Genomic DNA, 21,919 nt, shown 5'->3' on the forward strand with positions numbered 1-21,919 from the left:
GGCATACATGCAGCGATTACTCGCCGGTCAGTCCACGACGCTCCAGCAACGGACGCACCTGCGCGTCACGCCCGCTGAAGTTGCGGTACATCTGCATCGCGTCGATGGTGCCGCCGCGCGACAGCAGGGTCTTGCGGAAGTGGTCGCCGTTCTTGCGGGTCAGGCCGCCGTGTTCCTTGAACCAGTTCACGGTGTCCGCGTCCAGCTTCTCGGCCCACAGGTAGCCGTAGTAGCCGGCCGAGTAGCCGCCGGCGAAGGTGTGCGAGAAGTAGGTGCTGCGGTAGCGCGGCGGCACCAGGGCGAAGTCCACGCCCGCCTTCTTCAGCGCGTCGGCTTCGAACGCCAGCACGTCGGTCGGGATCTGGCCCGGCGACAGCTGGTGCCAGGCCTGGTCCAGCAGCGAGGCGGCCAGGTACTCGGTGGTGCGGAAGCCTTCGTTGAACTGCTGCGAGGCCTGCACCTTCTCCAGAAGTTCCTTCGGCATCGGTGCGCCGGTCTGGTAGTGCTTGGCGTAGTTGGCCAGCACTTCCGGCCAGGCCATCCACATCTCGTTCACCTGCGATGGGAACTCGACGTAGTCGCGCGGCACGCGCGAACCCGAGAAGCGCGGATACTTCACGTCCGAGAACATGCCGTGCAGCGCGTGGCCGAACTCGTGGAAGGTGGTGCGCACTTCGTCGTAGGTCAGCAGGGTCGGTTCGCCGGCGGCCGGCTTGGCGATGTTCAGGTTGTTGGCGATGACCGGCTTGGTGCCCATCAGCTTGGACTGCGGGACCCAGGCATTGGCCCAGGCGCCGCCGCGCTTGTTCGCGCGCGCGTACGGGTCGAAGGTGAAGATCGCCAGCTGCTTGCCGTCATGATCGAACACGTCGAACACGCGCACGTCCTCGTTATAGGTCGGCAGGTCCTTGCGCTCCTTGAAGCTGATGCCGAATTCCTTGTTGGCGGCGAAGAACACGCCGTCCTGCAGCACGCGGTTCAGTTCGAAGTAGGGACGCAGCTGGCCGGCATCGAAGGCATACTTGGCGGCGCGCACCTTGTCGCTGTAGAAGGCCCAGTCGTGGGCGGCGGCCTGGAAGCCGCCCTTCTCTGCGTCGATGACCTTCTGGATCTCGGCCGCTTCCTTGCGTGCGTTGCTCACCGCCGGCTTGGCGAATTCGGCCAGCAGCTGGTTCACGGCGGCCGGGGTCTTGGCGGTCTGGTCTTCCAGGTGGTAGGCCGCGTGGTTCGGGTAACCCAGCAGGGTCGCGCGCTCGGCACGCAGCTTGGCGATCTTCAGCACCACGTCGCGGTTGTCGTAGTCGCCGCCGCGCGAGCCGCGCGCCAGCGAGGCTGCCAGCAGCTTCTCGCGGGTGGCGCGGTTGGTCAGCACCGACAGGGCCGCCTGCTGGGTGGTGTTCACCACCGGGATCACGAACTTGCCGTCCAGGCCGCGCTTCTTCGCTTCGGCAGCGGCGGCATCGATCTGCTTGTCCGACATGCCGGCCAGCTCGGCGCGGCTGTCCACGACCAGGGCCGAGGCGTTGGCTTCCTTCAGCACGTTCTGGGCGAACTCGGTCGACAGCGCGGCCAGCTGGCCGTTCATCGCCTTCATCTTGGCCTTGTCGGCGTCGGACAGCTTGGCGCCGGCGCGCACGAAGTCGGTGTGGTAGCGGTCGATCAGGTATTGCGACTCGGCGTCCAGGCCCAGCTTGCTGCGCTTGTCGTACAGCGCCTTGATGCGGGCGTACAGCTTCGGGTTCAGGCGGATCGCGTCGTTATGGGCCGACAGCTTCGGCGCCAGTTCCTTGTCCAGGGCCTGCAGGGCATCGTTGGTGTAGGAGCCCTTCAGGGTGCCGAAGGCGGCGCTGACGCGGTTCATCAGCTGGCCCGAACGCTCCATCGCGACGATGGTGTTTTCGAACGTCGGGGCGGCCTTGTTGTTGGCGATCGCCTCGATCTCGGCGGCTTCCTGGCGCATCGCCTCGGCAAACGCGGGGGCGAAGTGCTCGTTGCGGATCTTGTCCCAGGCCGGGTACTGGAACGGCAGGGTGCTCGCCTTGGCGAAGGGGTTCGAAGCCTCGAGCATCGATGCGGAAGCCAGCGGGGCGGCAACGGCGGCCATGCTGGCGGCGGCGCCGGCGGCGGCGGCGACCAGCAGGATGTGTGGACGGATCATGGTGTCCTCCTTGTTGTGGTTGTGGTGGGTTGTAACAGCGGGTGGGCGGCAATCAAAAAGCCGGCGCGAACGCCGGCTTCGTCGACATCAGTTCAGGCCACGGCGTTCCAGCAGCGGCTCGATGACCGGGTCGCGGCCGCGGAAGGAGCGGTACATCTGCACCGCATCCATGGTGCCGCCCTTGGACAGCACCATGTTGCGGAAGCGGTCGCCGTTCTTGCGCAGCAGGCCGCCGTTTTCCTTGAACCATTCGCCGGCGTCGGCGTCCAGGCGCTCGGCCCACAGGTAGCTGTAGTAGCCGGCCGAGTAGCCGCCCGAGAAGGCGTGCGAGAAGTAGGTCGAGCTGTAGCGCGGCGGGACCGGTGCGAAATCGAGGCCCGCCTCGCGCAGCGCCTGTTCTTCGAACGACTTCACGTCCGCCGGGATCGCCTTCGAACCCAGCTGGTGCCAGCGCTGGTCGAGCACGGCCGCGGCCAGGTACTCGGTGGTGCGGTAGCCTTCGTTGAACTTCTGCGAGGCGCGCAGCTTGTCCAGCAGTTCTTTCGGCATCGGTTCGCCGGTCTGGTAGTGCTTGGCGTAGTTGCTCAGCACTTCCGGCCAGGCCATCCACATTTCGTAGACCTGCGACGGCAGCTCGACGTAGTCGCGCGGCACACTGGTGCCCGAGAAGCGCGGGTACTTCACCTTCGAGAACCAGCCGTGGGTGCCGTGGCCGAATTCGTGGAAGGTGGTGCGCACTTCGTCCCAGGTGAGCAGGGTCGGCTCGCCAGCCGCCGGCTTGGTCAGGTTCAGGTTGTTGGTGATGACCGGCTTGTTGCCCAGCAGGGTGCTCTGGCTGACCAGGGCGCTCATCCAGGCGCCGCCGCGCTTGTTCGGGCGCGCATACGGGTCGAGCACGAAGATCGCCAGGTGCTCGCCGTTCTCTTCGAACACGTCGTACACGCGCACGTCGGCGTCGTAGGTCGGCAGGTCCTTGCGCTGCTTGAAGGTGATGCCCCACAGCTTGTTGGCGGCGAAGAAGGCGCCGTCATTCAGGACGCGGTCGAGTTCGAAGTAGGGCTTGAGCTGGTTGGCGTCGAAGGCGTACTTGGCGGTGCGCACCTTGTCGCTGTAGTAGTTCCAGTCGTAGGCGGCGACCTTGAAGTTGCCCTTCTCGGCGTCGATCACTTCCTGGATCTCGGCCGCTTCCTTCTTGGCGTTGCGCACGGCCGGCACGGCCAGGTCGGACAGCAGCTTGTTAACGGCGGTGGTGTCCTTGGCGGTCTGGTCTTCCAGCGAGTAGGCGGCATGGCTGGCGTAGCCCAGCAGCTCGGCGCGCTCGGCGCGCAGCCTGGCCAACTGCAGCACGGCTTCGCGGTTGTCGAATTCGCCGCCGCGCGAACCGCGCACCAGCGACACCGACAGCAGCTTTTCGCGGGTCGCGCGGTTGGTCAGCTGCGACAGCGGGCCCTGCTGGGTGGTGTTCACGACCGGGATCACGAACTTGCCGTCCAGTCCGCGCTTCTTCGCCTCGAGCGCGGCGGCGTCGATGACGCGCGCCGGCAAGCCGGCCAGTTCCTCGCGGGTGTCGACCACGAAGGCCGAGGCATTCACTTCCTTCAGCACGTTCTGGCTGAACTGGGTCTGCAGGGCGGCCAGCTTGCTGTTGTAGTCGCGCAGCTTCTGCTTGTCCGCATCGGAGAGCTTGGCGCCGGCGCGCACGAAGTCCTTGTGATAGCGCTCGATCAGGTAGGTCGACTCGGCGTCCAGGCCCAGCTTGTCGCGCTTGGCGTACAGGGTCTGGATGCGCTGGAACAGCTTCGGGTTCAGGCGGATCGCGTCGCCGTGCGCGGCCAGCTTGGGCGCCAGGTCCTTGTCCAGCGCCTGCAGGGTGTCGTTGGTGTAGGAACCGACCAGGGCGGAGAACACCGAGGACACACGGTTCAGGAGACGGCCCGAACGCTCCATCGCGACGATGGTGTTCTCGAAGGTCGGCGCCGCCTTGTTGTTGGCGATGGCTTCCACTTCGAGCGCCTGCTCGCGCATGCCTGCGGCGAAGGCCGGGGCGAAGTGCTCGTTCCTGATCTTGTCGAAGGCCGGGTAGCCGTACTGGAGGGTGCTCGGCTTGGCGAACGGATTGGACGCATCGAGCTGCGCGGCGGGGGCGGCATAAGCCAGGTTGGCCATCGCAACGCTTGCTGCGATCAGGAGCATACGGGGACGATTCATGGTGTCTCGGATGTTGATTGAACTACGTTGATGCACGCCCGCCCTGGCGCCGCCGGGCTTGTGGCCCGGCAGCGCAGGAATGACGCAGGAAAAAAAGAACGACCGGCTCAGTTGCCGACCAGGCCGCGGCGTTCCAGCAGCGGCTCGATGACCGGGTCGCGGCCGCGGAAGCTGCGGAACAGGTCCATCGCCTCGGCGCTGCCGCCGCGCGACAGCAAGGTCTTGCGGAAGTGGTCGCCGTTCTTGCGCGACAGGCCGCCGCTCTGGGTGAACCACTGGACCGTATCGGCGTCGAGCTTCTCGCTCCACAGGTAGGCGTAGTAGCCGGCCGAATAGCCGCCATTCATCGAGTGCGAGAAGTAGGTCGTACGGTAGCGCGGCGGCACCGGGGCGAAATCGACGCCGGCATCCTTCAGCGCCTTGGCCTCGAAGGCCAGCACGTCGGTCGGGATCTCGCCCGGCTTGAGCTGGTGCCAGCGCTGGTCGAGCAGCGAGGCGGCCAGGTACTCGGTGGTGAGGTAGCCCTGGTTGAACTTCTTGGAGGCGACCACCTTGTCCAGCAGTTCCTTCGGCATCGGCGCGCCGGTCTGGTGGTGTTTCGCGTAATTGGATAACACCTCGGGCCAGATCGCCCACATCTCGTTGACCTGCGACGGGTATTCGACGAAGTCACGCGGCACGTTGGTGCCCGAGAAGTGCGGATATTTCACGTTCGAGAACATGCCATGCAGGGCGTGGCCGAACTCGTGGAAGGCGGTGCGCACTTCGTCGTAGGTCAGCAGCGTCGGCTGGCCTTTCGGCGGCTTCGGGATGTTCAGGTGGTTGCCGACCACCGGCTTCTTGCCCAGCAGGGCGGATTGCGACACGTATTCGTTCATCCAGGCGCCGCCCTGCTTGTTGCCACGGGCGTAAGGGTCGAAGATGAAGATCGCCAGCTGCTTGCCGTCGTGGTCGAACACGTCGAAGGTGCGCACGTCCGGGTCGTACACCGGCAGGTCCTTGCGCTCCTTGAAGGTGATGCCGTATTCCTTGGTGGCGGCGAAGAACACGCCGTCCACCAGCACGCGGTTCAGCTCGAAGTAGGGGCGCAGCTGGTTCTCGTCGAAGTTGTACTTGGCGGCGCGCACCTTGTCCTGGTACATCGGCCAGTCGTAGCTGGCGAGCTGGAAGCCGCCCTTCTCCTGGTCAATCACCTTCTGGATCTCGGCCGCTTCCTTGCGTGCGTTGTTCACGGCCGGCTTGGCCAGTTCGGCCAGCAGCTTGTTGACGGCGGCCGGGTTCTTGGCGGTTTCCAGCTCCTGCGAGTAGGCCGCGTAGTTCGGGTAGCCCAGCAGCGCGGCGCGTTCGGCGCGCAGCTTGACCAGCTTGAGCACCAGGTCGCGCGAATCGAACTGGCCGCCGCGGCTGCCGCGATTGAGCGACGCGGCCATCAGGCGTTCGCGGGTCTTGCGGCTCTTGAGCACGGCCAGCGCCGGCTGGCTGCTGGTGTTGACGATGGCGATCGCGTACTTGCCCTTCAGGCCGCGCTTCTCCGCTTCGGCGGCTGCGGCATTGATCTCGGCATCCGAGAAACCTGCCAGCTCGTCGCGGGAGTCGACGATCAGCGCCGAGGCGTTGGCTTCCTTCAGCACGCGCTGCGAGAAGTCCGACTGCAACGAGGCGATCTCGGCGTTGTATTTCTTGAGCTTGTCCTTGTCGGCGGCGGACAGGTTGGCGCCGGCGCGCACGAATTCCTTGTACACGCGCTCGAGCAGGTGCTTCGACTCGGCGTCCAGCCCCAGCGTGGCGCGCTTGGCGTGCAGGGTCTTGATGCGCTGGAACAGCGCCGGGTTCAGGTAGATCGCATCGTTGTGGGCCGCCAGTTTCGGCGACATCTCGCGATCGACTGCGTCCAGCACGTCGTTGGTGTTGGCGGTCTGCAGGTTCGAGAAAGTCGCGGCCACGCGCGCCAGCATCTGGCCGGCGCGCTCCATGGCGACGATGGTGTTGTCGAAGGTCGGTGCGGCCTTGTTGGCGGCGATGGCCTCGATCTCGCGCAGGTGCTCGGCCATGCCGGCGGCGTAGGCGGGCAGGAAGTGCTCGTTCTTGATCTTGTCGAAGGCCGGGTAGTTCAGCGGCAGGCTGCTGGGCTGGGCGAACGGATTGGATGCGTCCAGCGCCGGTGTGGCGGGCGCGGCAACTGCGGCGGCTTGCGACAAGGCGAGGCTGGCGGCAACGATGAACAGGTGTGGTCGGTTCATGGGATCTTTCTGGCACTTGGGAAGGAGCTGCCGGGCGTGCTCGACAGCCGTTGCGCGAAGATCATAGCAGGCTTATACGCACGACGTCACAATTAAAAAAGTATGTATCCGGCATGTATCCGCATGTATCAGCCATGTATCAATTTCGCGTGTTAGCATCGTTTTCCTGACCATGGAAAACCTCTTGTCCCGCTCCTTTGACGCCATCGTCGTCGGCACCGGCCCCGGCGGCGCCAGCACCGCGCGCGAGCTGGCGCGTGCCGGCGCCCGCGTGCTCATCCTCGAACAGGGCAGCGCCGCGCCCCTGAAGGGCACGCTGGGCCAGATGGCCACGATGGCCCTGCCCGGCCGCGGCGCCTGGCTGCACCGCGACGCCTCGCTGCTGGTGGCCGGCACGGGGCTCGGCGGCAGCTCGGCGCTGAATTTCGCCACCGCCGCCGCCCCGCCTGCCGCCATGTTCGCGGCCCACGGCATCGACCTGGGCCCAAGCCTGGCCGAACTGCGCCAGGAACTGCCGCTCGCGCCCCTGCCCGACAGCCTGGTCGGCCCGATGGCCGCACGCATCATGGGCGCGGCGCGCGCGGCCGGTTTTACCTGGGAAAAGCTCGACAAGATGATCCGCCCGCAGGCCTGCCGCAGCGGCTGCTGGCGCTGCGTATACGGCTGCCCGTACGGCGCGAAGTGGAGCGCGCGCGACTTCGTCGAAGAAGCCTGCCGGCATGGCGCCGTGCTGTTCGAGCGCAGCCGGGTGCGGCGCGTGCTGATGGAAGACGGCCGCGCCACCGGCGTGGAATTCAGGCGGGCGGGCGCCATCGGCACCGCGCATGCGCCGCTGGTGGTGCTGGCGGGTGGCGGCATCGGCAGCCCGCGCCTGCTGCACGCATCCGGCCTGGGGCCGCGCCTTGCCCCCTTCTTCAGCGATCCGGTGGTGGCGGTGATGGGCAGCGTCGACGACATGGACGAGTCCATCGGCGGCGCCGAGGTGCCGATGGTGGCCGGGGCCGGCCTTCCCGAAGAAGGCATCGCACTGGCCGACCTCACGCTGCCGGGCCCGATGTACGCGGCCTTCGCGCTGCAGGCCGGCCGCGTCGACCGAATGGGCGCGCACCGGCGCACGCTGAGCCTGATGGTGAAGATCCGCGACGACATCGGCGGGGCCGTCGGCCCGCGCTGGGTGGACAAGCGCCTCACGCCGGGCGACCGGGCGCGCTTCGACAAGGGCATCGGCATGGCCCGCGCGATCCTGGCCCAGGCCGGCGCCAGGCAGGTGTTCGCGACCCGCCATTTCGCTGCGCATCCGGGCGGCAGCATCCCGATCGGAGGAAAAGCGGGCGCGGGTGTGGACAGCGAGCTGCGCGCCGCCCCGGGACTCTACGTATGCGACGCTTCGGTGATCCCGCAGCCGTGGGGACTGCCGCCCACGCTCACCCTGCTATGCCTGGGCAAGCGGCTGGGCGCCATGCTGGCCGGGGCCGCCCTGGCCCCGCTCAGTAGTGAGGCGGTTTCTCGTTGACCGGTCCCTGGCGGGTGGACTGCAGGGTGCGGATGTGGTCCGCCAGCGCGGCGACCATGGCTTCGAGCTGGTCGATGCGGCGCCCCTGACGGTAGATGGTCTGATTCAGCGTCTCGACCAGGTCTTCCTGGTGCGAGAGCTTGATCTCGATATCGACAAGGCGATCCGAGAAGCGGTCTTCCTGGCTCATGCTCATACTCCGCGCGCAAAGCCGGCATTATGACAGGAGTCACCATGCCGCCCGGCGCGCGCAGCAGTCTCAAGCCAGCGGGTAATCGATGCCGTTGTTGATCAGGCCAATCACCTGCGCCTGGTTTTCCGGGCTCTCCGAGAAGAAGGCCAGCACTTCGGCACGGCTGGCATGCTTCAGGCCGTCGACCCAGAAATCGAAGCCGGCGCCTTCGGCCGGACGGTGCAGCACGTGCGCGTACAGCTTGGTCACGAAGTAGGCGTCCGACGGATCGGCCGAATACAGGGTCTGGGCTTCCCTGTCGGCCAGGAACATCTGCGAGATCTGGGTCAGCGAATAATTACCGGTGTCGAGCGCCTTGATCCAGTAGGCCAGGCCGCCCTTGTCCGGCTCACGGTCGAAGGCGGCGCGGTACAGGCGGTAGACCTCGCCGGCGGCGCCGTCGATATCGAGCGCCACCATGGTATCGCCGAACTGGATGCGCTCGACGTTGATCAGGTTGTCGATGCCCAGGTCGCCGTTCTTGTCGGTCACGCTCACGCCATACACGCCGCGCTCGATGGTGAAACCGGCGCGTGCACCGGCATACACCACGGTGTCGAGGCCGGCCCCGCCGTCGATCGCGTTATTGCCCGCACCCGGGGTAAAGCGGTTGTCCAGGCTGTTGCCGCTGAGGTTCAGTGCACTGTTGATGGTGAACTGCATGCGCGTCCCCGCGCTGGTGGCATTGTCGGCGATGTCGACAGACACGGCTGCCACTTCGTAGCTGCCGTTCGGCAGCGCCGCCGAATCGAGCTTCCAGGTGCCGTCCGCCTTGGCCACGGTACGGCCGATTTCGGTGGCATCGCTGATGCGCACCAACTGGATGGTGGTGCCGGCCTCGGCGGTGCCGGTAAACACCGGCTGGTTGCCGCCCTCGGCCAGGGTCATTGCCGAGGTCGGCATGACCGGCGGCGTGGCGTCGACATGGAAGCTGACCGTGGCGCTGGGCTCGGATATGTTGCCGGCGCCGTCGGTCGCGGTCGCGAACAGCACATGGTCCCGGCCATCGGTGATGACACTGGTCACGGCGCTGAACAGGCCGCTGGCGTCGGCACGGGTCTCGGCCACCAGCTTGTTACCTTCATACACGCGCACCACGGCATTTGCTTCGGCCGAACCGGTAACGAGCGGCTTGTTCCCGGAAGTGTAGCCGGCGGCGTTCTTCGACACCGACAGGACCGGCGCAACGGGCGCCGTCACATCGCTCGTCAACTGGGAACGCTGGTACTGCCCGTCGGTAAAGGAAAACTGTTCGACATTGATCATGGTGACCGTGCCCAGGATGGCATGGCTGGCTACCACGGTGCCGGCGTTTTCGGTAAAGGTAAATTCACTGCGCATCCGGTTGAAGATCACCGTATCGGTACCGGCGCCGCCGTCGATCATGTCATTTCCTCCCATGCCGGCAAAGCTGTCGTCGGATGTGGTGCCCACCAGGCGATCGTTGCCGGTCGTGCCGGTGATGTAGCGTCCGCCCCCGACCGAGTTAATGCCGAGCGCGCCGCCGAGGCCGTCGCCGCCGTACAGCCAGTTCAAGGCGGCAATGTCGTAGGGACTGAAGGCGCTGTAGGGACCACCGATGTCGGTGTAGGACATCAGCGTGTTCGCGGTGTTGTCGCCACCGGAGAGGTGGATGTCGTCATCGAACGGATGCTTCAGGCCCAATGCATGGCCGAGTTCGTGCAGCAGGGTCTGGAAGCCCGAACCGCCCGGTTCCAGGTCGCGGTTCTGCGCGCGCCATTCGACGTTATCGAGATAGACGTAAGCATTGGCCGAGTAAGACGTCAGCATATTGTTCGAAGTGTACGAAAAGCTGCTTTGCCAGCTGCACAGACCCGTGGTATTGCTGTCTGCGATATTCAGGTTCGCCAGGTGGATCTGGGCGCCGGTGCCGTTCGTGGTCTCCACGAACTGGATGCCGGTGATGCGTTGCAGGTAATCGAACGCGTAGCGGGTCGCGACCTGCTGCGCCTGCGTAAATGCTTCCTGTCCGGTGACTGCTTTTCCGATATCCGGATCGACTTCGTTACCCGATGAAATCGAGAACGTGTAGTAGAGCGTGTTGGCCGTGCTTCCGGTCAGGTAATTCCAGTCGGGACCGGTGTCGAGCAGCGCATCGATATGGTTCAAGCCGGACAAGGGCGTAGTCTTGATGTCGGAAACAGTTGCCATGCGTGGATGTAGTTGGAATGGGTTGCCGTGCTCAGAAGATGAGCTCGCTTTGCGGAAAGTATTTCCCGGCAGACAAACGAAGTCAAATAAGAATTTCAATCGTGCGTAGGCCTTGCCAAGTGCTCAAGGCTTATGCGCAACGCATGCTCCGCCAAAGCGGGCAAACTTATGCTTTCGGCATCGCCAGCAGGGCTTTCAAACTGGCCAGCCTTTCCTTCGGGCTCAGCACCTCGGTTTCCTTGGGCGGGGCGTCGCCGACGTCCAGCGCCATCTCCTTGATGAAGCGCGAGGGCTCGCAGTGCACCAGCTCACCGGCGCGCTTGCGCTTCTTGCACCAGGTCAGGCGCAGGGTGCGCTGGGCGCGCGTGATCCCGACGTACATCAGGCGCCGCTCTTCCTGGATGCGGGCCGCGATCACTTCCACCGGCGCGTCCGGGTCGCCCTTGTGCGGCAGAATGCCCTCCTCCACCCCGACCAGGAACACGTGCGGGTATTCCAGGCCCTTGGAGGCGTGCAGGGTCGACATGCGCACCGCATCCTGTTCCTCGTCCTGGCCTTCGAGCATCGACATCAGGGCCACCATCTGAGTCAGCTCGAGCAGATTCTTTTCCTCGCCGTCGCGCTCGCGCCCGCCCCGGCCGCGCTCCTTCAGCCAGTTGGTGAATTCGAGTACGTTCTGCCACTTGGCCTGGGCCGCGCGGTCGTCGAAGTTCTCGTACAGGTAGTGCTCGTAGTTCATCTCTTTCATCATGTCGTCGAGCACCTCGGCGGCATTGTCGCCGCTGCCGGACGGGCCGGGGCGGGTGGCGCGGTCTTCCAGATCCAGCATGAAGCGGCAGAAGTCGCGCAGCGGCGCCAGCTGGCGTTCGGCCAGCTTGGCCTCCAGGCCGCCCTTGCGCGCGGCCTCGAACAGCGAGCAGTTCCACTGCTTCGAGAATTCGCCCAGCGTCTCGAGCGTGGCCATGCCGACCCCGCGCTTCGGCGTCGTCACGGCGCGGATGAAGGCCGGGTCGTCGTCCTGGTTCGCGATCAGGCGCAGGTAAGCGATGATGTCCTTGATCTCGGCCTTGTCGAAAAAGCTCTGGCCGCCCGACATGGTGTAGGGGATGCGCTCCTTGCGCAGCGCCTGCTCGATCACGCGCGCCTGGTGGTTGCCGCGGTACAGGATCGCGTAGTCGGTCCACTTGTTCTTGCGCTGGAAATGGTCGGCCGAGATCATGATCGCGACCTGCTCGGCTTCCTGCTCGTCGCTCTGCATGCCCAGCACCTCGATCGGCTCGCCCAGGCCGTGCTCGGACCACAGCGACTTCTCGAACAGCTTGGGGTTGTTGCCGATGACGGCATTGGCCGCCTGCAGGATGCGGGTGGTCGAGCGGTAGTTCTGTTCCAGCTTGATGACGCGCAGGTCGGGGAAGTCGGTCTGCAGGGTTTTCAGGTTTTCCACCGAGGCGCCGCGCCAGGCATAGATCGCCTGGTCGTCGTCGCCCACGGCGGTGAACATCGGTTTTTTACCGAGACCGGTCACCAGCAGCTTCACCAGCTCGTACTGGCAGGTGTTGGTGTCCTGGTATTCGTCCATGAGCAAGTAGCGCAGGCGGCGCTGCCAACGGTCGCGGATCGATTCGTTGTTGCGGAACAGCTCCACCGGCAGGCGGATCAGGTCGTCGAAGTCGACCGCCTGGTAGGCCTGCAGGGTGGCCAGGTAGCTGCGGTAGACGCGCGCGGACATGGCCTCGTCTTCGTCTTTGGCATCGCGGATCGCGTCTTCCGGGTCGACCAGGCCGTTCTTCCACAGCGAGATCGCATTCTGGATGCGGCGGATCTCCTGTTTATCGGTGGTCAGCGCCAGGTCGGACACGACGGTATAGCAATCGTCGCTGTCCATGATCGAGAACTTGTCCTTCAGGCCGACGCCGGCCGCTTCCTGGCGCAGGATTTTCACACCCAGCGAGTGGAAGGTGGAGACGGTGAGCTGCTTGGCCTGCTTGGGCTGCTTGAGCAGCTTGGCGATGCGCTCCTGCATCTCGAGGGCGGCTTTGTTGGTGAAGGTCAGGGCGGCAATCGTGCGCGGGTCGTAGCCGCGGTCTTCGATCATGTACGCGATCTTCTGCGTAATGACGCGCGTCTTGCCCGAGCCGGCACCGGCCAGCACCAGGCATGGGCCGTCGAGATAGAGCACGGCTTCGCTCTGCGGCCCGTTGAGGCCGAATTTTGGTGCGTTGGACATGGGAAAGATTTCTGCAGAATGGCCGGGTATTGTAAGGCTGAGTCGGCCGGCACGTTAAAATGAATCCATGAAAAAATTGCTTATCGGCTTGTTTGCAACACTGCTGCTCCAGGCGCTGCCGGCCGCTGCGGCGCCGCTGCTGGTCGCCGCGGCCAGCGACCTGGCGTATTGCATCGATGAGCTGGCGGCCGCCTTCCGCAAGGAAGCGCCGGAAGCCGAGCTCAAGGTTTCGACCGGCGCTTCCGGCAACTTCTTCGCCCAGATCCGCAACGGCGCGCCCTTCCACGTCTTCCTGTCGGCCGACATGATGTATCCGGCCCAGCTGGCGAAACTGGGCGCGGCCGATGGCGCCACCCTGCGCCCGTATGCGCTCGGCCGTATCGTGCTGTGGACCACTGACGCCCGCTTTGACGTCAGCCAGGGCCTGGCGTTGTTGCGAGACCCACGCGCCATGCAGGACATCAAGCGTATCGCCATCGGCAATCCCGACACCGCGCCCTACGGCCGCGCGGCCAAGGCGGTGCTCGAGCGCGACAGGCTGTGGGACGCCGTACAGCCGCGCCTGGTCATCGGCGAGAACATCGCCCAGGCCGCCCAGTTCGTCCAGACCGGCAATGCCCAGCTGGGCATCGTGTCGCTGGCCACCGTGCGGGCGCCCAGGATGGCCGGCGTGGGCCGCTACCAATTGATCAGCGACGCCGGGGTGGCGCCGATCGAGCAGGGAGCGATCGTCACCCGCGCAGGCAGCGGCCAGCCGCTGGCGGCGCGCTTCGTGCGCTTCCTGGGCTCGCCGGCGGCGCGCGCCATTCTGGAACGCAACGGTTTCGGTCTGCCGGCGGCCACTCGGGAATGAGCGGGTTCTCGCTCGCCGGCTTCGCCTTTCCGCCCGAGCTCTGGGCGGCGCTCGGCCTCACCCTGCGGCTGTCGCTGGTGACCGCGCTGGTGCTGCTGGCCATCGCCATCCCGCTGGCCAACTGGCTCAACACCAGCCGCATGCGCGGCATCCTGTTCGTCGAAACCCTGGTCAGCCTGCCGATCGTGCTGCCGCCGACGGTGATCGGTTTCTACCTGCTGGTGCTGATGGCGCCGCAGCAGCCGCTGGGCGCGGCCTGGGTCTCGGTGTTCGGCCATCCGCTGCCCTTTTCGTTTGCCGGGCTGGTGGCGGGTTCGGTGGTGTACAGCCTGCCGTTCGCGGTGCAGCCGATCCAGTCGGCCTTCCGCAACGTCAGCCGCGACCTGGTGCAGTCGGCCCTGGCCCTGGGCCTGACCCGGCGCCAGGCCTTCTTCTCGATCGTGCTGCCGCTGTCGCGCAACGGCATCCTCACCGGCCTGTCGCTCAGCTTCGCCCACACGATGGGCGAGTTCGGCGTGGTGCTGATGTTGGGCGGGAACATCCCGGGCCAGACCCGGGTGGCCTCGATCGCGCTCTACGACGAGGCCCAGAAACTCAACTATGCGGCGGCCCACGCCTATGCGCTGGTGCTGCTGGCGATCTCGTTTGCGATCCTGATGGCGATTGCTTTCTTCCAGCGCAAGCAGCACGCTATCTTTTTAGGCAACAACTAGGCGACGCCGCGCTGCCCGATCGGGTAACATCGCACCCTTGTATCATGACCTGGTCGCGCTGCACGCCGACGCTCTTGGACTGCACCATGAAATTTGAACACCTCATCCAGATCAACGATCCGCTCAACCCGCTGATCGACACCATGTCGATCGAACAGCTGTGGCGCGGGCTGGTCCTGCGCGCCGAGTCGCCGACCCTGTTCGTGCCGCACCTGGACGAATGCACGATCGGCGAACGCAGCAGCGGCAGCGGCACCGGCAGCTTCAAGCGTCGCCTGCGCTACGGCGACCTGATCATCGACGACGTCGTGCACCTGACTCCGCTGAAGGAAGTGCGCTACGAAGTGCCGGCCCAGGGCGAGATCGCCCCTTCGAGCCTGAAGATGATCATCGAAGCGCCGACCGAGGGCGTGCTGCTGGTGCGCTTCTGCTACGACGACGGCCAGGGCGAGCACACCGATCCGGCCAACGCCATGTACGACGACTTCAAGCGTTCGGCCTACCAGGAAGCCGACGTCGATACCGTGCGCATCCTGCGCCAGCTCGCCGGCGAGGGCAAGCTGGACGCCAGCTACCTGAACTAGCAGGGTGGCCGGCTCCGCCGGCCATCCAACAAGACCAGTCAGGTTCCCGGCTCGGTATCGGCGGCGTCGACGTCGCTTTCGCCCTTCGCCAGGCTGTGGGCCAGGTCGCGCAGCGCGGTGCGCACGCCCTCCTCGATCACCGGATGATAGAAGGGCATCTCCAGCATCTGGTCGACCGTCATGCGCATCTGGCAAGCCCAGGACAAGGTGTGCGCCAGGTGCTCGCCGCGCGGCGCGATCATCTCGGCGCCCAGGAAGCGGCGCGAGCCGTATTCCGCGTACACACGCAGCATGCCCTTGTTCTGCAACATCACCCGGCTGCGGCCCTGGTTGGCGAACGAGACCGACCCGACCGCGAACTTGCGCTTGCCGCCGGCGCACAGCGCGCGGTAGCTGGCGCCCACGGTGGCGATGTTCGGCTCGGTGAAGGCGACCGCGATCGCCGTGCGGCGCAGGCCGGGACGCACGTCCGGGTAGCGGCCGGCGTTGTCGCCGGCGATCTTGCCGTGGTCGGCCGCGTCGTGCAGCAGCGGACGCTCGTTGTTGGCGTCGCCGGCAATGAAGATGTGGCTGTTCCCGCACTGCATGGTGCGGGCGTCGAAATGGGGAATGCCGTCCTCGCCGCGTTCCAGCCCCGTGTGTTCCAGCCCGATGTCGTGGACGTTGGGCGTGCGGCCGGCCGCCATCAGCACGTACTGGAAGCGCTCGGTCTTTTCGTCCCCCAGGGCGTCGCTGACGGTGAGCGCGACGTCGTCGCCGTCCTGCACCGCGCCCACCACCTTCGACTGGAACTGGATATCAAGCTCCTCGGCCAGCACGCGGGTGGCGCTGCGCAGCACTTCCGGGTCGCTCAGCTGGGCGATGCTGCCGCCGCGCGCGAAGAATTTGACGCGCACGCCGAGGCGGTGCAGGGCCTGGCCCAGCTCCAGGCCGATCACCCCGGTGCCGATCACGGCCACCGATTTCGGCAGCGCATCCCAGTAGAACACATCGTCGCTGGTGACGATGCCGGGGCCGACGTTCTCCAGTACCGGCAGGCGCAGCGGCGTGGAACCGGTGGCGATCACGATGCGCGCGGCAGTGATCTCGGTATGGTCGTCGACCAGCAGGGTGTGCGGGCCGGTGAAGCGCGCATGGCCGCGCAGCTTGTCTTCCTCGGGATAGGCGTCCACGCCTTCCAGCACGAAACCGACGAAGCGGTCGCGTTCGCGCCGCACGCGCTCCATCACGGCGCGGCCGTCGATGCGCACCTCGCCCGCATGCACGCCGAAAGGCGCGCTGTGCTGCATCGCATGCGCCGCTTCGGCGGCTGCGATCAGGAGCTTGCTCGGCATGCAGCCGACCCGCGCGCAGGTGGTGCCGTACTGGCTGCTTTCGATGACCACGACCCGCGCGCCCTGCGCCTTTGCCGCCCGATAGGCGGTCATGCCGGCAGTGCCGGTACCGATGACGGCAACATCTACGTCCAGTTTGTTCATGGTCTTCTCCGTGCTTGTTCTACCCATATGATGCCGGAACGATACGCGATTTTCAGCCGCGCCGCCGGAAGCGCGCCAATGTGCCACCATGCTTGCGCAAGACAGGGAGCGACGATGCTGGACACGATCAGGGAATTGATGCGGCCGCCGCCGGGCATGGCCTTCGACTTCAGCCAACCGGCGGGAGAGCCGGCGCTGGCCCCGCGCGACGGCGTGGCATGGCGCGTGTTCGCCAACCCGGTCGTCCTGTTCGTGGGCGGGGTGGCGGCGGTGCTGCTCGAACTCAGCGAACCCTCGGTCCGCTCCGGCGTGTGGGACCACAGCGGCTTCCGGCGCGATCCGCGCATGCGCCTGCGGCGCACCGGCTTCGCGGCCATGATGACCGTGTACGGCCCGCGTTCGGCGGCCGAGCAGATGATCGCGCGCGTGGTACGCATGCACGCGCGGATCGAGGGCTGCACGCCCGACGGCCGGCCCTATCGCGCCAACGACCCGCGCCTGCTCGACTGGGTGCAGGCGACCGCCGCCTTCGCCTTTACCCAGGCCTACCACCATTACGTGCGCCCCTTGTCCGCGGCCGAGAAGGATGCGGCCTTCGGCGAAGGCGAGCATGCTGCCAGGCTGTACGGTGCGACCGGCGCGCCGCGCTCGTGGGCCGCGTGGGAAGCCCTGCTGGCCGCGACCACACCCGGGCTGGAGGGCTCGCCCATCCTGGCCGATTTCCTGCGCATCGTCGCCGAGGCGCCACTGGCGCCGGCGCCGCTGCGTCCCCTGCAGCGCCTGCTGGTGCGCGCCGCCGTCGAAATCGTGCCGGAACCGGTGCGCTCGCTGCCGCAGTTGCGCGGACGCGGCCTGCGCCCCGGCGAGGCGGCCCTGGTGCGGGCGCTGGCGCGCGCCGTCAGGCTGCTGCCGCTGGGCGATACGCCATCGCTGCAGGCGGCGCGCCGGCTCAGCGCATCTGGTGCTCGATCCCGAAACTGAATTTCACCTGGATCAGCGTGTCGGCAGGAATGCCGCCGGGATGCGGATAGCGCTGCAGGGCGCGGTTGGCGACGGCGCTCAGCGCCGCCTCGAAGCCGTCGCCCATCCTGCGCGTCTTGCGGTCGCGCAGCGTGTCGGCACTGACCCAGCCGAGCAGCTCGTATTCGTGCGACGCGCCGCGCTGCAGCTCGATACGCGGCACGCCCGCCAGGAAGCGCAGCGTCACATCGCCGCCAATGCCGTGCGCCGCCGCCAGTTCGGGATACTTCACCTCGGCCGCGATGGTGGACAGCACGCCGGCGATGTAGTTGCAGCTTGCCAGCCGCGCCGCCGGCCAGGCCGCCAGCGCCGCGACGAAGCGGTCGGGGTCGGCCGCGGCCTCCTGCGGCACGGCGCAATGGGACAGCTGGAAGCCGGGCGTCTTCCAGGCCCACCAGAGGGCGGCCGCGACGTCCGGTCCGTTGGCCGGGTCGGCGTAGCCGGCCGCGATCCGGGCCGCCCCCTCCTTTTCGCCGCCCCCGTGCGCCTGCGCGTAGAAGCTGACCGCGCGCGCCCAGTCGCGCTTGACGCAAAGGCCGTTCTCGAACATCGACCCGGCCAGCAGGAAGACTTCCGGATATTCGTTATTGAGGCCGCTTTTCAGCCGGTCCACGGCCTGGCCGCAGTCGCGCGCGGCGATGCTGCTGCGGATGGCGTCGACGGCCAGGGCGCCGGAGCGGGTGCCGGCCTGGGCATGCGTTGCCGCACCGAGCAGGGCAAGCAGCAGGATGATGGATGCGCGCATGGAGGACCTTTTTTCCTGTCGTGGTAGCGGAACAGCTACTGTAGCAGTGCAGGCGGCCCCGGATTCTCTCCGATCGCCACGGGCGCTCAAATATCCAGCGGATCGACCTCGAGCGACCAGCGCACGCGCGACTTCATGCCGCGCAGGATCTCGATCCACTCGCGCAGGAAGGCCTGCAGCGCCGGACGCGAGCTGGACTCCACCAGCAGCTGGGCGCGGTCGACGTTGTGCACGCGCGTCATCGTCATCGGGATCGGGTCGTTGATCATCACCGCCTCCCACACCAGGCTGTCGCGCGCCGCCTCCAGGAAGGCGATCGCATCGACCAGCGCGGGGGCCTCGGCGCGCAGCAAGGCCTGGTACATGAAGGGCGGCAGGCCGGCCTGGCGGCGCTCTTCCAGCAGGCTGCCGGCAAAACGGTCGTAGTCGTGGCGCATGACCGCGCCGTACAGCGGGTGGCTGGCGTAGCGGGTCTGCACCAGCACCTCGGAGGCTGCGCCGGCGCGGCCGGCGCGCCCCGCCACCTGCATCAGCTGGGCGAACAGGCGCTCGCTGGCGCGGTAGTCCTGCGAGAACAGCGCGGTATCCGGATTCAGGATGCCCACCAGGGTCAGCTTCTTGAAGTCGTGGCCCTTGGCGACCATCTGCGTACCGACCAGGATGTCGACCTCGCCCCGGTGCACGCTGTCGAAGGCCGCCTGGGCACTGCCCTTCAGGCGGGTGGAGTCGGCGTCGATGCGCAGGATGCGCGCTTCCGGGAACATCGCCTGCAATCCTTCCTCGACGCGCTGGGTGCCGCGCCCGAGCGGCTGCAGGTCGACGTTGCCGCAGGTCGGGCAATGGCGCGGGATGCGCAGCTCCAGGCTGCAATGGTGGCAGCGCAGGCGGTGCTCGGGCCGGTGCAGCACCATGAAGGCGGTGCAGCGGGTGCAGTTGCTGATCCAGCCGCAGGCGTCGCAGCAGATCACCGGGGCATAGCCGCGCCGGTTCAGGAACAGCAGCGACTGTTCGCCGCGGTCGAGGCGCTGGCGCAGCGCGGCGATCAGGCTGCCGGTGAGGCCGTCCTTGGGCCGGTCGCGCTCCATGTCGACCAGCTTCACGGTCGGCAGCACGGCGTCGCGCACGGCGCGCTCGCGCAGCTCGAGCTTGCGGTAGCGGCCGGTCTGGGCATGGTGCCAGCTCTCGAGCGAGGGCGTGGCCGAACCGAGCACGATCGGAATGCCCAGCTGGTGCGCACGCCACACGGCCAGGTCGCGCGCCGAGTAGCGCAGGCCTTCCTGCTGCTTGTACGAGGGGTCGTGCTCTTCGTCGATGACGATCAGCTTCAGGCCCGGCAGCGAGGACAGGATCGCCAGCCGCGTGCCCAGCACGATGCGCGCCCGCCCCTGGTGCGCGGCCAGCCAGTGCAGCATGCGCTCGCCCTCGGACAGGCTGCTGTGCAGGGTGGCCAGCGCCACCCCGGGGAAGCGCGCGCGGATGTTCCCTTCCAGCTGCGGTGTCAGGTTGATCTCGGGGACCAGGATCAGGATCTGGGCGCCCTCGTCGCGCGCCAGCACCTGGGCGCAGGCCTGCAGGTAGACTTCGGTCTTGCCGCTGCCGGTCACGCCATACAACAGCATCGGAGTAAAACCCTGGGCCCCGCCGATGGCGTTCGCCGCCTCCTGCTGCGCCGGGTTCAGCACCGGCATGCCGGAGGGCGTGGGATCGTGCGGGATCGCTTCCTTTGCCAGTTTTTTCAGCGCCCGGTCGAGCGCCACGGTCTTCGGCACCCGCAGGTTCTTCGGCAGGCCGGGCAGCGCCACCTCGCCCAGTGGGCGCTGGTAGTAATCGGCGGCGAAGCGCGCCAGCGCCAGCCAGCGCTCGGGCAGCGGCGACAGCTGGCTGCGCACGGCGATCGCATCCTTGAGCTTCCCGGGCGGGACCTCGGTGTCCTGCTTGACCGCGACGATCAGGCCCACCACTTCGCGCCGCGCGAAGGGCACCAGCACCAGCTGGCCCACCGCGGGCGCGTCGTCCGGCTGGCATTCCCAGCGGTAATCGAAGCAGCTGTTGAGCGGTGTATCGAGCGCAACCTGGAGGAAGCAGTGTGCCAAGTTCAACCTTCTTTGTTAGCAGTAAAGCTGTGGAAAACTTTGTGAATAGCGCGGTACTTGACCCCGTTCGAGGTTTACGTTAGATCAACTCAAAACCCGCGATTCACTGGAACAACAATAATTTTCCCAATAAATTCAATTACTTGCAAACCATGAGTTATCCCTGTTAACAACCCGGTCTGGAATCGGCTTGCTGTGCATAACTGCACATGGGTGTTGGGAAAACTCGCTGCGCTGCACCAGAATCTTCAGACCTTACTTGAAGAGTTGAGCTAAGTCCGCGTAAACCAAGCACTTTTCCCAGCTCATCCATCATCCTGTGCATAACTTTGTGAACAATGGACCGAAGCTTGGGACAATTTACTTGTAAAACACCCGGCTTACTGTGTATACCTACAGTTCACCATGAAAAAAACGCTTAAGTATCATTGACTTACGTATTTTCATGCCAAGCAAAGATGTCCACAGGAATAAGTTTCGCGTTTGACGAACTTGTGAACAAGTGTGATTTTGCTGCGGCAATCTCGCCGCAGCTGCGGATGAATTCAGGCAAGACGCTGCTTGCGGCTGAAGCTGTGCACAGCCTCGACCATGGCAGTCACCGATTCCGGCGGGGTGAACTGGGAAATGCCGTGGCCCAGGTTGAATACGTGGCCGTGGCCGACCGTCGGCGTGCCGTAGGCGCTCAGGGAGCGCTCCACTTCGGCGCGGATCTGTTCCGGTTCGGCGAACAGGATGGCCGGGTCGAGGTTGCCCTGCAGGGCCACGCGGTCGCCCACCAGCGCACGTGCCTTGCCCAGGTTGACGGTCCAGTCCAGGCCGAGCGCGTCGGCGCCGATGTCCGCCATCTCGTCCAGCCACAGGCCGCCGCCCTTGGTGAACACGATCGCCGGGATACGCACGCCGTCCTTCTCGCGTTGCAGCTGGCCCAGCACCTGGCGCATGTAGTTCAGCGAGAATTCCTGGTAGGCGCCGTCGGCCAGCGCGCCGCCCCAGGAATCGAAGATCATCACGGCCTGGGCGCCGGCGTCGATCTGGGCGTTCAGGTACTGGCTGACTGCGCGCGCGTTGACGTCCAGGATGTGGTGCATCAGGTCGGGACGCGCATACATCATCTTCTTGATGGTGTGGAACTCGCGCGAACCGCCGCCTTCGACCATGTAGCAGGCCAGGGTCCAGGGACTGCCCGAGAACCCGATCAGCGGCACGCGGCCGTTGATGGCGGTGCGGATCTGGGTTACCGCCTTGAAGACGTAGTCGAGCGACGCCATATCCGGTACCTGCAGGGCGCGCACCTCCGCTTCCGTGCGCAGCGGACGCTCGAACTTCGGGCCTTCGCCGTCGGCGAAGTACAGGCCCAGGCCCATCGCGTCCGGCACGGTCAGGATGTCCGAGAACAGGATCGACGCGTCCAGCGCATAGCGGTCGAGCGGCTGCAGCGTGACCTCGGTGGCGAAGTCGGGATTCTTTGCCAGCCCCAGGAAGGAACCGGCCTGCTTGCGCGTTGCACGGTACTCCGGCAGGTAGCGGCCCGCCTGGCGCATCAGCCACACCGGGGTGTAGTCAGTCGGCTGGCGCAGCAGCGCACGCAGGAAGGTGTCGTTCTGGAGCGGGGCAAATTGTGGCATGGCTGACAATGAAAGCGGAGGGAAAACCTCTATTATCGCATCCTTGGTGCCCCAC

Annotated in this window: 15 protein-coding genes; 5 read left to right on the forward strand and 10 right to left on the reverse strand. The window is 66.2% G+C overall.

The features are described 5' to 3' along the window. Positions 1-16: 16 nt before the first annotated feature. The 3 genes from AB3347_RS07130 to AB3347_RS07140 form a co-directional block, all read right to left on the reverse strand. The gene (locus AB3347_RS07130) at positions 17-2,158 is read right to left on the reverse strand and encodes a M3 family metallopeptidase (RefSeq protein WP_369091095.1); all 2,142 of its coding nucleotides are present in this window, start codon (positions 2,156-2,158) and stop codon (positions 17-19) included. Between the two features lie 87 nt (positions 2,159-2,245). After that, positions 2,246-4,366 (reverse strand): M3 family metallopeptidase, encoded by a 2,121-nt coding sequence (locus AB3347_RS07135; RefSeq protein ID WP_369091096.1) that lies wholly within the window; start codon positions 4,364-4,366, stop codon positions 2,246-2,248. A 107-nt stretch (positions 4,367-4,473) separates the two neighbouring features. Continuing rightward, positions 4,474-6,606 (reverse strand): M3 family metallopeptidase, encoded by a 2,133-nt coding sequence (locus AB3347_RS07140; RefSeq protein ID WP_369091097.1) that lies wholly within the window; start codon positions 6,604-6,606, stop codon positions 4,474-4,476. A 184-nt stretch (positions 6,607-6,790) separates the two neighbouring features. On the opposite strand from AB3347_RS07140, the gene AB3347_RS07145 reads away from it, so the two are divergent. Next, positions 6,791-8,119 (forward strand): FAD-dependent oxidoreductase, encoded by a 1,329-nt coding sequence (locus AB3347_RS07145; protein ID WP_369091098.1) that lies wholly within the window; start codon positions 6,791-6,793, stop codon positions 8,117-8,119. On the opposite strand, the gene AB3347_RS07150 is transcribed toward AB3347_RS07145, so the two are convergent. From AB3347_RS07150 to AB3347_RS07160, 3 genes are all read right to left on the reverse strand, one after another. Then, the gene (locus AB3347_RS07150; protein ID WP_369091099.1) at positions 8,094-8,309 is read right to left on the reverse strand and encodes a SlyX family protein; all 216 of its coding nucleotides are present in this window, start codon (positions 8,307-8,309) and stop codon (positions 8,094-8,096) included. The two genes, AB3347_RS07145 and AB3347_RS07150, sit on opposite strands and share 26 nt — an antisense overlap. Positions 8,310-8,378: 69 nt before the next feature. Next, positions 8,379-10,523, reverse strand: coding sequence for a DUF4214 domain-containing protein (locus AB3347_RS07155; protein ID WP_369091100.1), 2,145 nt, complete (start codon positions 10,521-10,523; stop codon positions 8,379-8,381). Between the two features lie 166 nt (positions 10,524-10,689). Continuing rightward, positions 10,690-12,750 (reverse strand): UvrD-helicase domain-containing protein, encoded by a 2,061-nt coding sequence (locus tag AB3347_RS07160; RefSeq protein WP_369091101.1) that lies wholly within the window; start codon positions 12,748-12,750, stop codon positions 10,690-10,692. A gap of 67 nt (positions 12,751-12,817) precedes the next feature. Between AB3347_RS07160 and modA the strand changes: the two genes are divergently transcribed. From modA to AB3347_RS07175, 3 genes are all read left to right on the forward strand, one after another. Next, the gene (gene modA / locus AB3347_RS07165) at positions 12,818-13,603 is read left to right on the forward strand and encodes a molybdate ABC transporter substrate-binding protein (protein ID WP_369091102.1); all 786 of its coding nucleotides are present in this window, start codon (positions 12,818-12,820) and stop codon (positions 13,601-13,603) included. Continuing rightward, positions 13,600-14,316 (forward strand): molybdate ABC transporter permease subunit, encoded by a 717-nt coding sequence (gene modB, locus AB3347_RS07170; RefSeq protein ID WP_369091103.1) that lies wholly within the window; start codon positions 13,600-13,602, stop codon positions 14,314-14,316. Before modA ends, modB begins: the two co-directional genes overlap by 4 nt. Before the next feature lie 86 nt (positions 14,317-14,402). After that, positions 14,403-14,900: an SRPBCC family protein gene (locus AB3347_RS07175; RefSeq protein ID WP_369091104.1), complete on the forward strand. Its 498-nt coding sequence runs from the start codon at positions 14,403-14,405 to the stop codon at positions 14,898-14,900. A 38-nt stretch (positions 14,901-14,938) separates the two neighbouring features. Here AB3347_RS07175 and AB3347_RS07180 read toward each other — a convergent pair whose 3' ends face one another. Continuing rightward, positions 14,939-16,378, reverse strand: coding sequence for a dihydrolipoyl dehydrogenase (locus AB3347_RS07180; protein WP_369091105.1), 1,440 nt, complete (start codon positions 16,376-16,378; stop codon positions 14,939-14,941). Between the two features lie 114 nt (positions 16,379-16,492). Between AB3347_RS07180 and AB3347_RS07185 the strand changes: the two genes are divergently transcribed. Beyond that, positions 16,493-17,359, forward strand: coding sequence for an oxygenase MpaB family protein (locus AB3347_RS07185; protein ID WP_369091106.1), 867 nt, complete (start codon positions 16,493-16,495; stop codon positions 17,357-17,359). Here the strand turns inward: AB3347_RS07185 and AB3347_RS07190 are convergent. The 3 genes from AB3347_RS07190 to hemE all read right to left on the reverse strand — a co-directional run bounded on the left by AB3347_RS07190 (position 17,328) and on the right by hemE (position 21,864). After that, positions 17,328-18,143 (reverse strand): hypothetical protein, encoded by an 816-nt coding sequence (locus AB3347_RS07190; RefSeq protein WP_369091107.1) that lies wholly within the window; start codon positions 18,141-18,143, stop codon positions 17,328-17,330. The genes AB3347_RS07185 and AB3347_RS07190 overlap by 32 nt on opposite strands. A gap of 86 nt (positions 18,144-18,229) precedes the next feature. Further along, positions 18,230-20,236, reverse strand: a complete 2,007-nt coding sequence (locus tag AB3347_RS07195; RefSeq protein WP_369091108.1) for a primosomal protein N' — start codon at positions 20,234-20,236, stop codon at positions 18,230-18,232. A gap of 545 nt (positions 20,237-20,781) precedes the next feature. After that, positions 20,782-21,864 (reverse strand): uroporphyrinogen decarboxylase, encoded by a 1,083-nt coding sequence (hemE, locus tag AB3347_RS07200; protein WP_369091109.1) that lies wholly within the window; start codon positions 21,862-21,864, stop codon positions 20,782-20,784. Between the last annotated feature and the right edge of the window lie 55 nt (positions 21,865-21,919).

The sequence above is a fragment of the Massilia sp. X63 genome (genome assembly GCF_041023745.1).
In the GTDB taxonomy this organism is placed as follows: Bacteria; Pseudomonadota; Gammaproteobacteria; order Burkholderiales; family Burkholderiaceae_D; genus Telluria.

What these genes read in the sequence shown, in the direction of transcription:
- AB3347_RS07190 (WP_369091107.1), bottom strand. Translation starts at nt 18,143, where the DNA reads ATGCGCGCATCCATCATCCTGCTGCTTGCCCTGCTCGGTGCGGCAACG.
- AB3347_RS07140 (WP_369091097.1), bottom strand. Translation starts at nt 6,606, where the DNA reads ATGAACCGACCACACCTGTTCATCGTTGCCGCCAGCCTCGCCTTGTCG.
- AB3347_RS07185 (WP_369091106.1), top strand. Translation starts at nt 16,493, where the DNA reads ATGCTGGACACGATCAGGGAATTGATGCGGCCGCCGCCGGGCATGGCC.
- AB3347_RS07155 (WP_369091100.1), bottom strand. Translation starts at nt 10,523, where the DNA reads ATGGCAACTGTTTCCGACATCAAGACTACGCCCTTGTCCGGCTTGAAC.
- AB3347_RS07160 (WP_369091101.1), bottom strand. Translation starts at nt 12,750, where the DNA reads ATGTCCAACGCACCAAAATTCGGCCTCAACGGGCCGCAGAGCGAAGCC.
- AB3347_RS07130 (WP_369091095.1), bottom strand. Translation starts at nt 2,158, where the DNA reads ATGATCCGTCCACACATCCTGCTGGTCGCCGCCGCCGCCGGCGCCGCC.
- AB3347_RS07180 (WP_369091105.1), bottom strand. Translation starts at nt 16,378, where the DNA reads ATGAACAAACTGGACGTAGATGTTGCCGTCATCGGTACCGGCACTGCC.
- AB3347_RS07150 (WP_369091099.1), bottom strand. Translation starts at nt 8,309, where the DNA reads ATGAGCCAGGAAGACCGCTTCTCGGATCGCCTTGTCGATATCGAGATC.
- modA (WP_369091102.1), top strand. Translation starts at nt 12,818, where the DNA reads ATGAAAAAATTGCTTATCGGCTTGTTTGCAACACTGCTGCTCCAGGCG.
- AB3347_RS07135 (WP_369091096.1), bottom strand. Translation starts at nt 4,366, where the DNA reads ATGAATCGTCCCCGTATGCTCCTGATCGCAGCAAGCGTTGCGATGGCC.
- hemE (WP_369091109.1), bottom strand. Translation starts at nt 21,864, where the DNA reads ATGCCACAATTTGCCCCGCTCCAGAACGACACCTTCCTGCGTGCGCTG.
- modB (WP_369091103.1), top strand. Translation starts at nt 13,600, where the DNA reads ATGAGCGGGTTCTCGCTCGCCGGCTTCGCCTTTCCGCCCGAGCTCTGG.
- AB3347_RS07175 (WP_369091104.1), top strand. Translation starts at nt 14,403, where the DNA reads ATGAAATTTGAACACCTCATCCAGATCAACGATCCGCTCAACCCGCTG.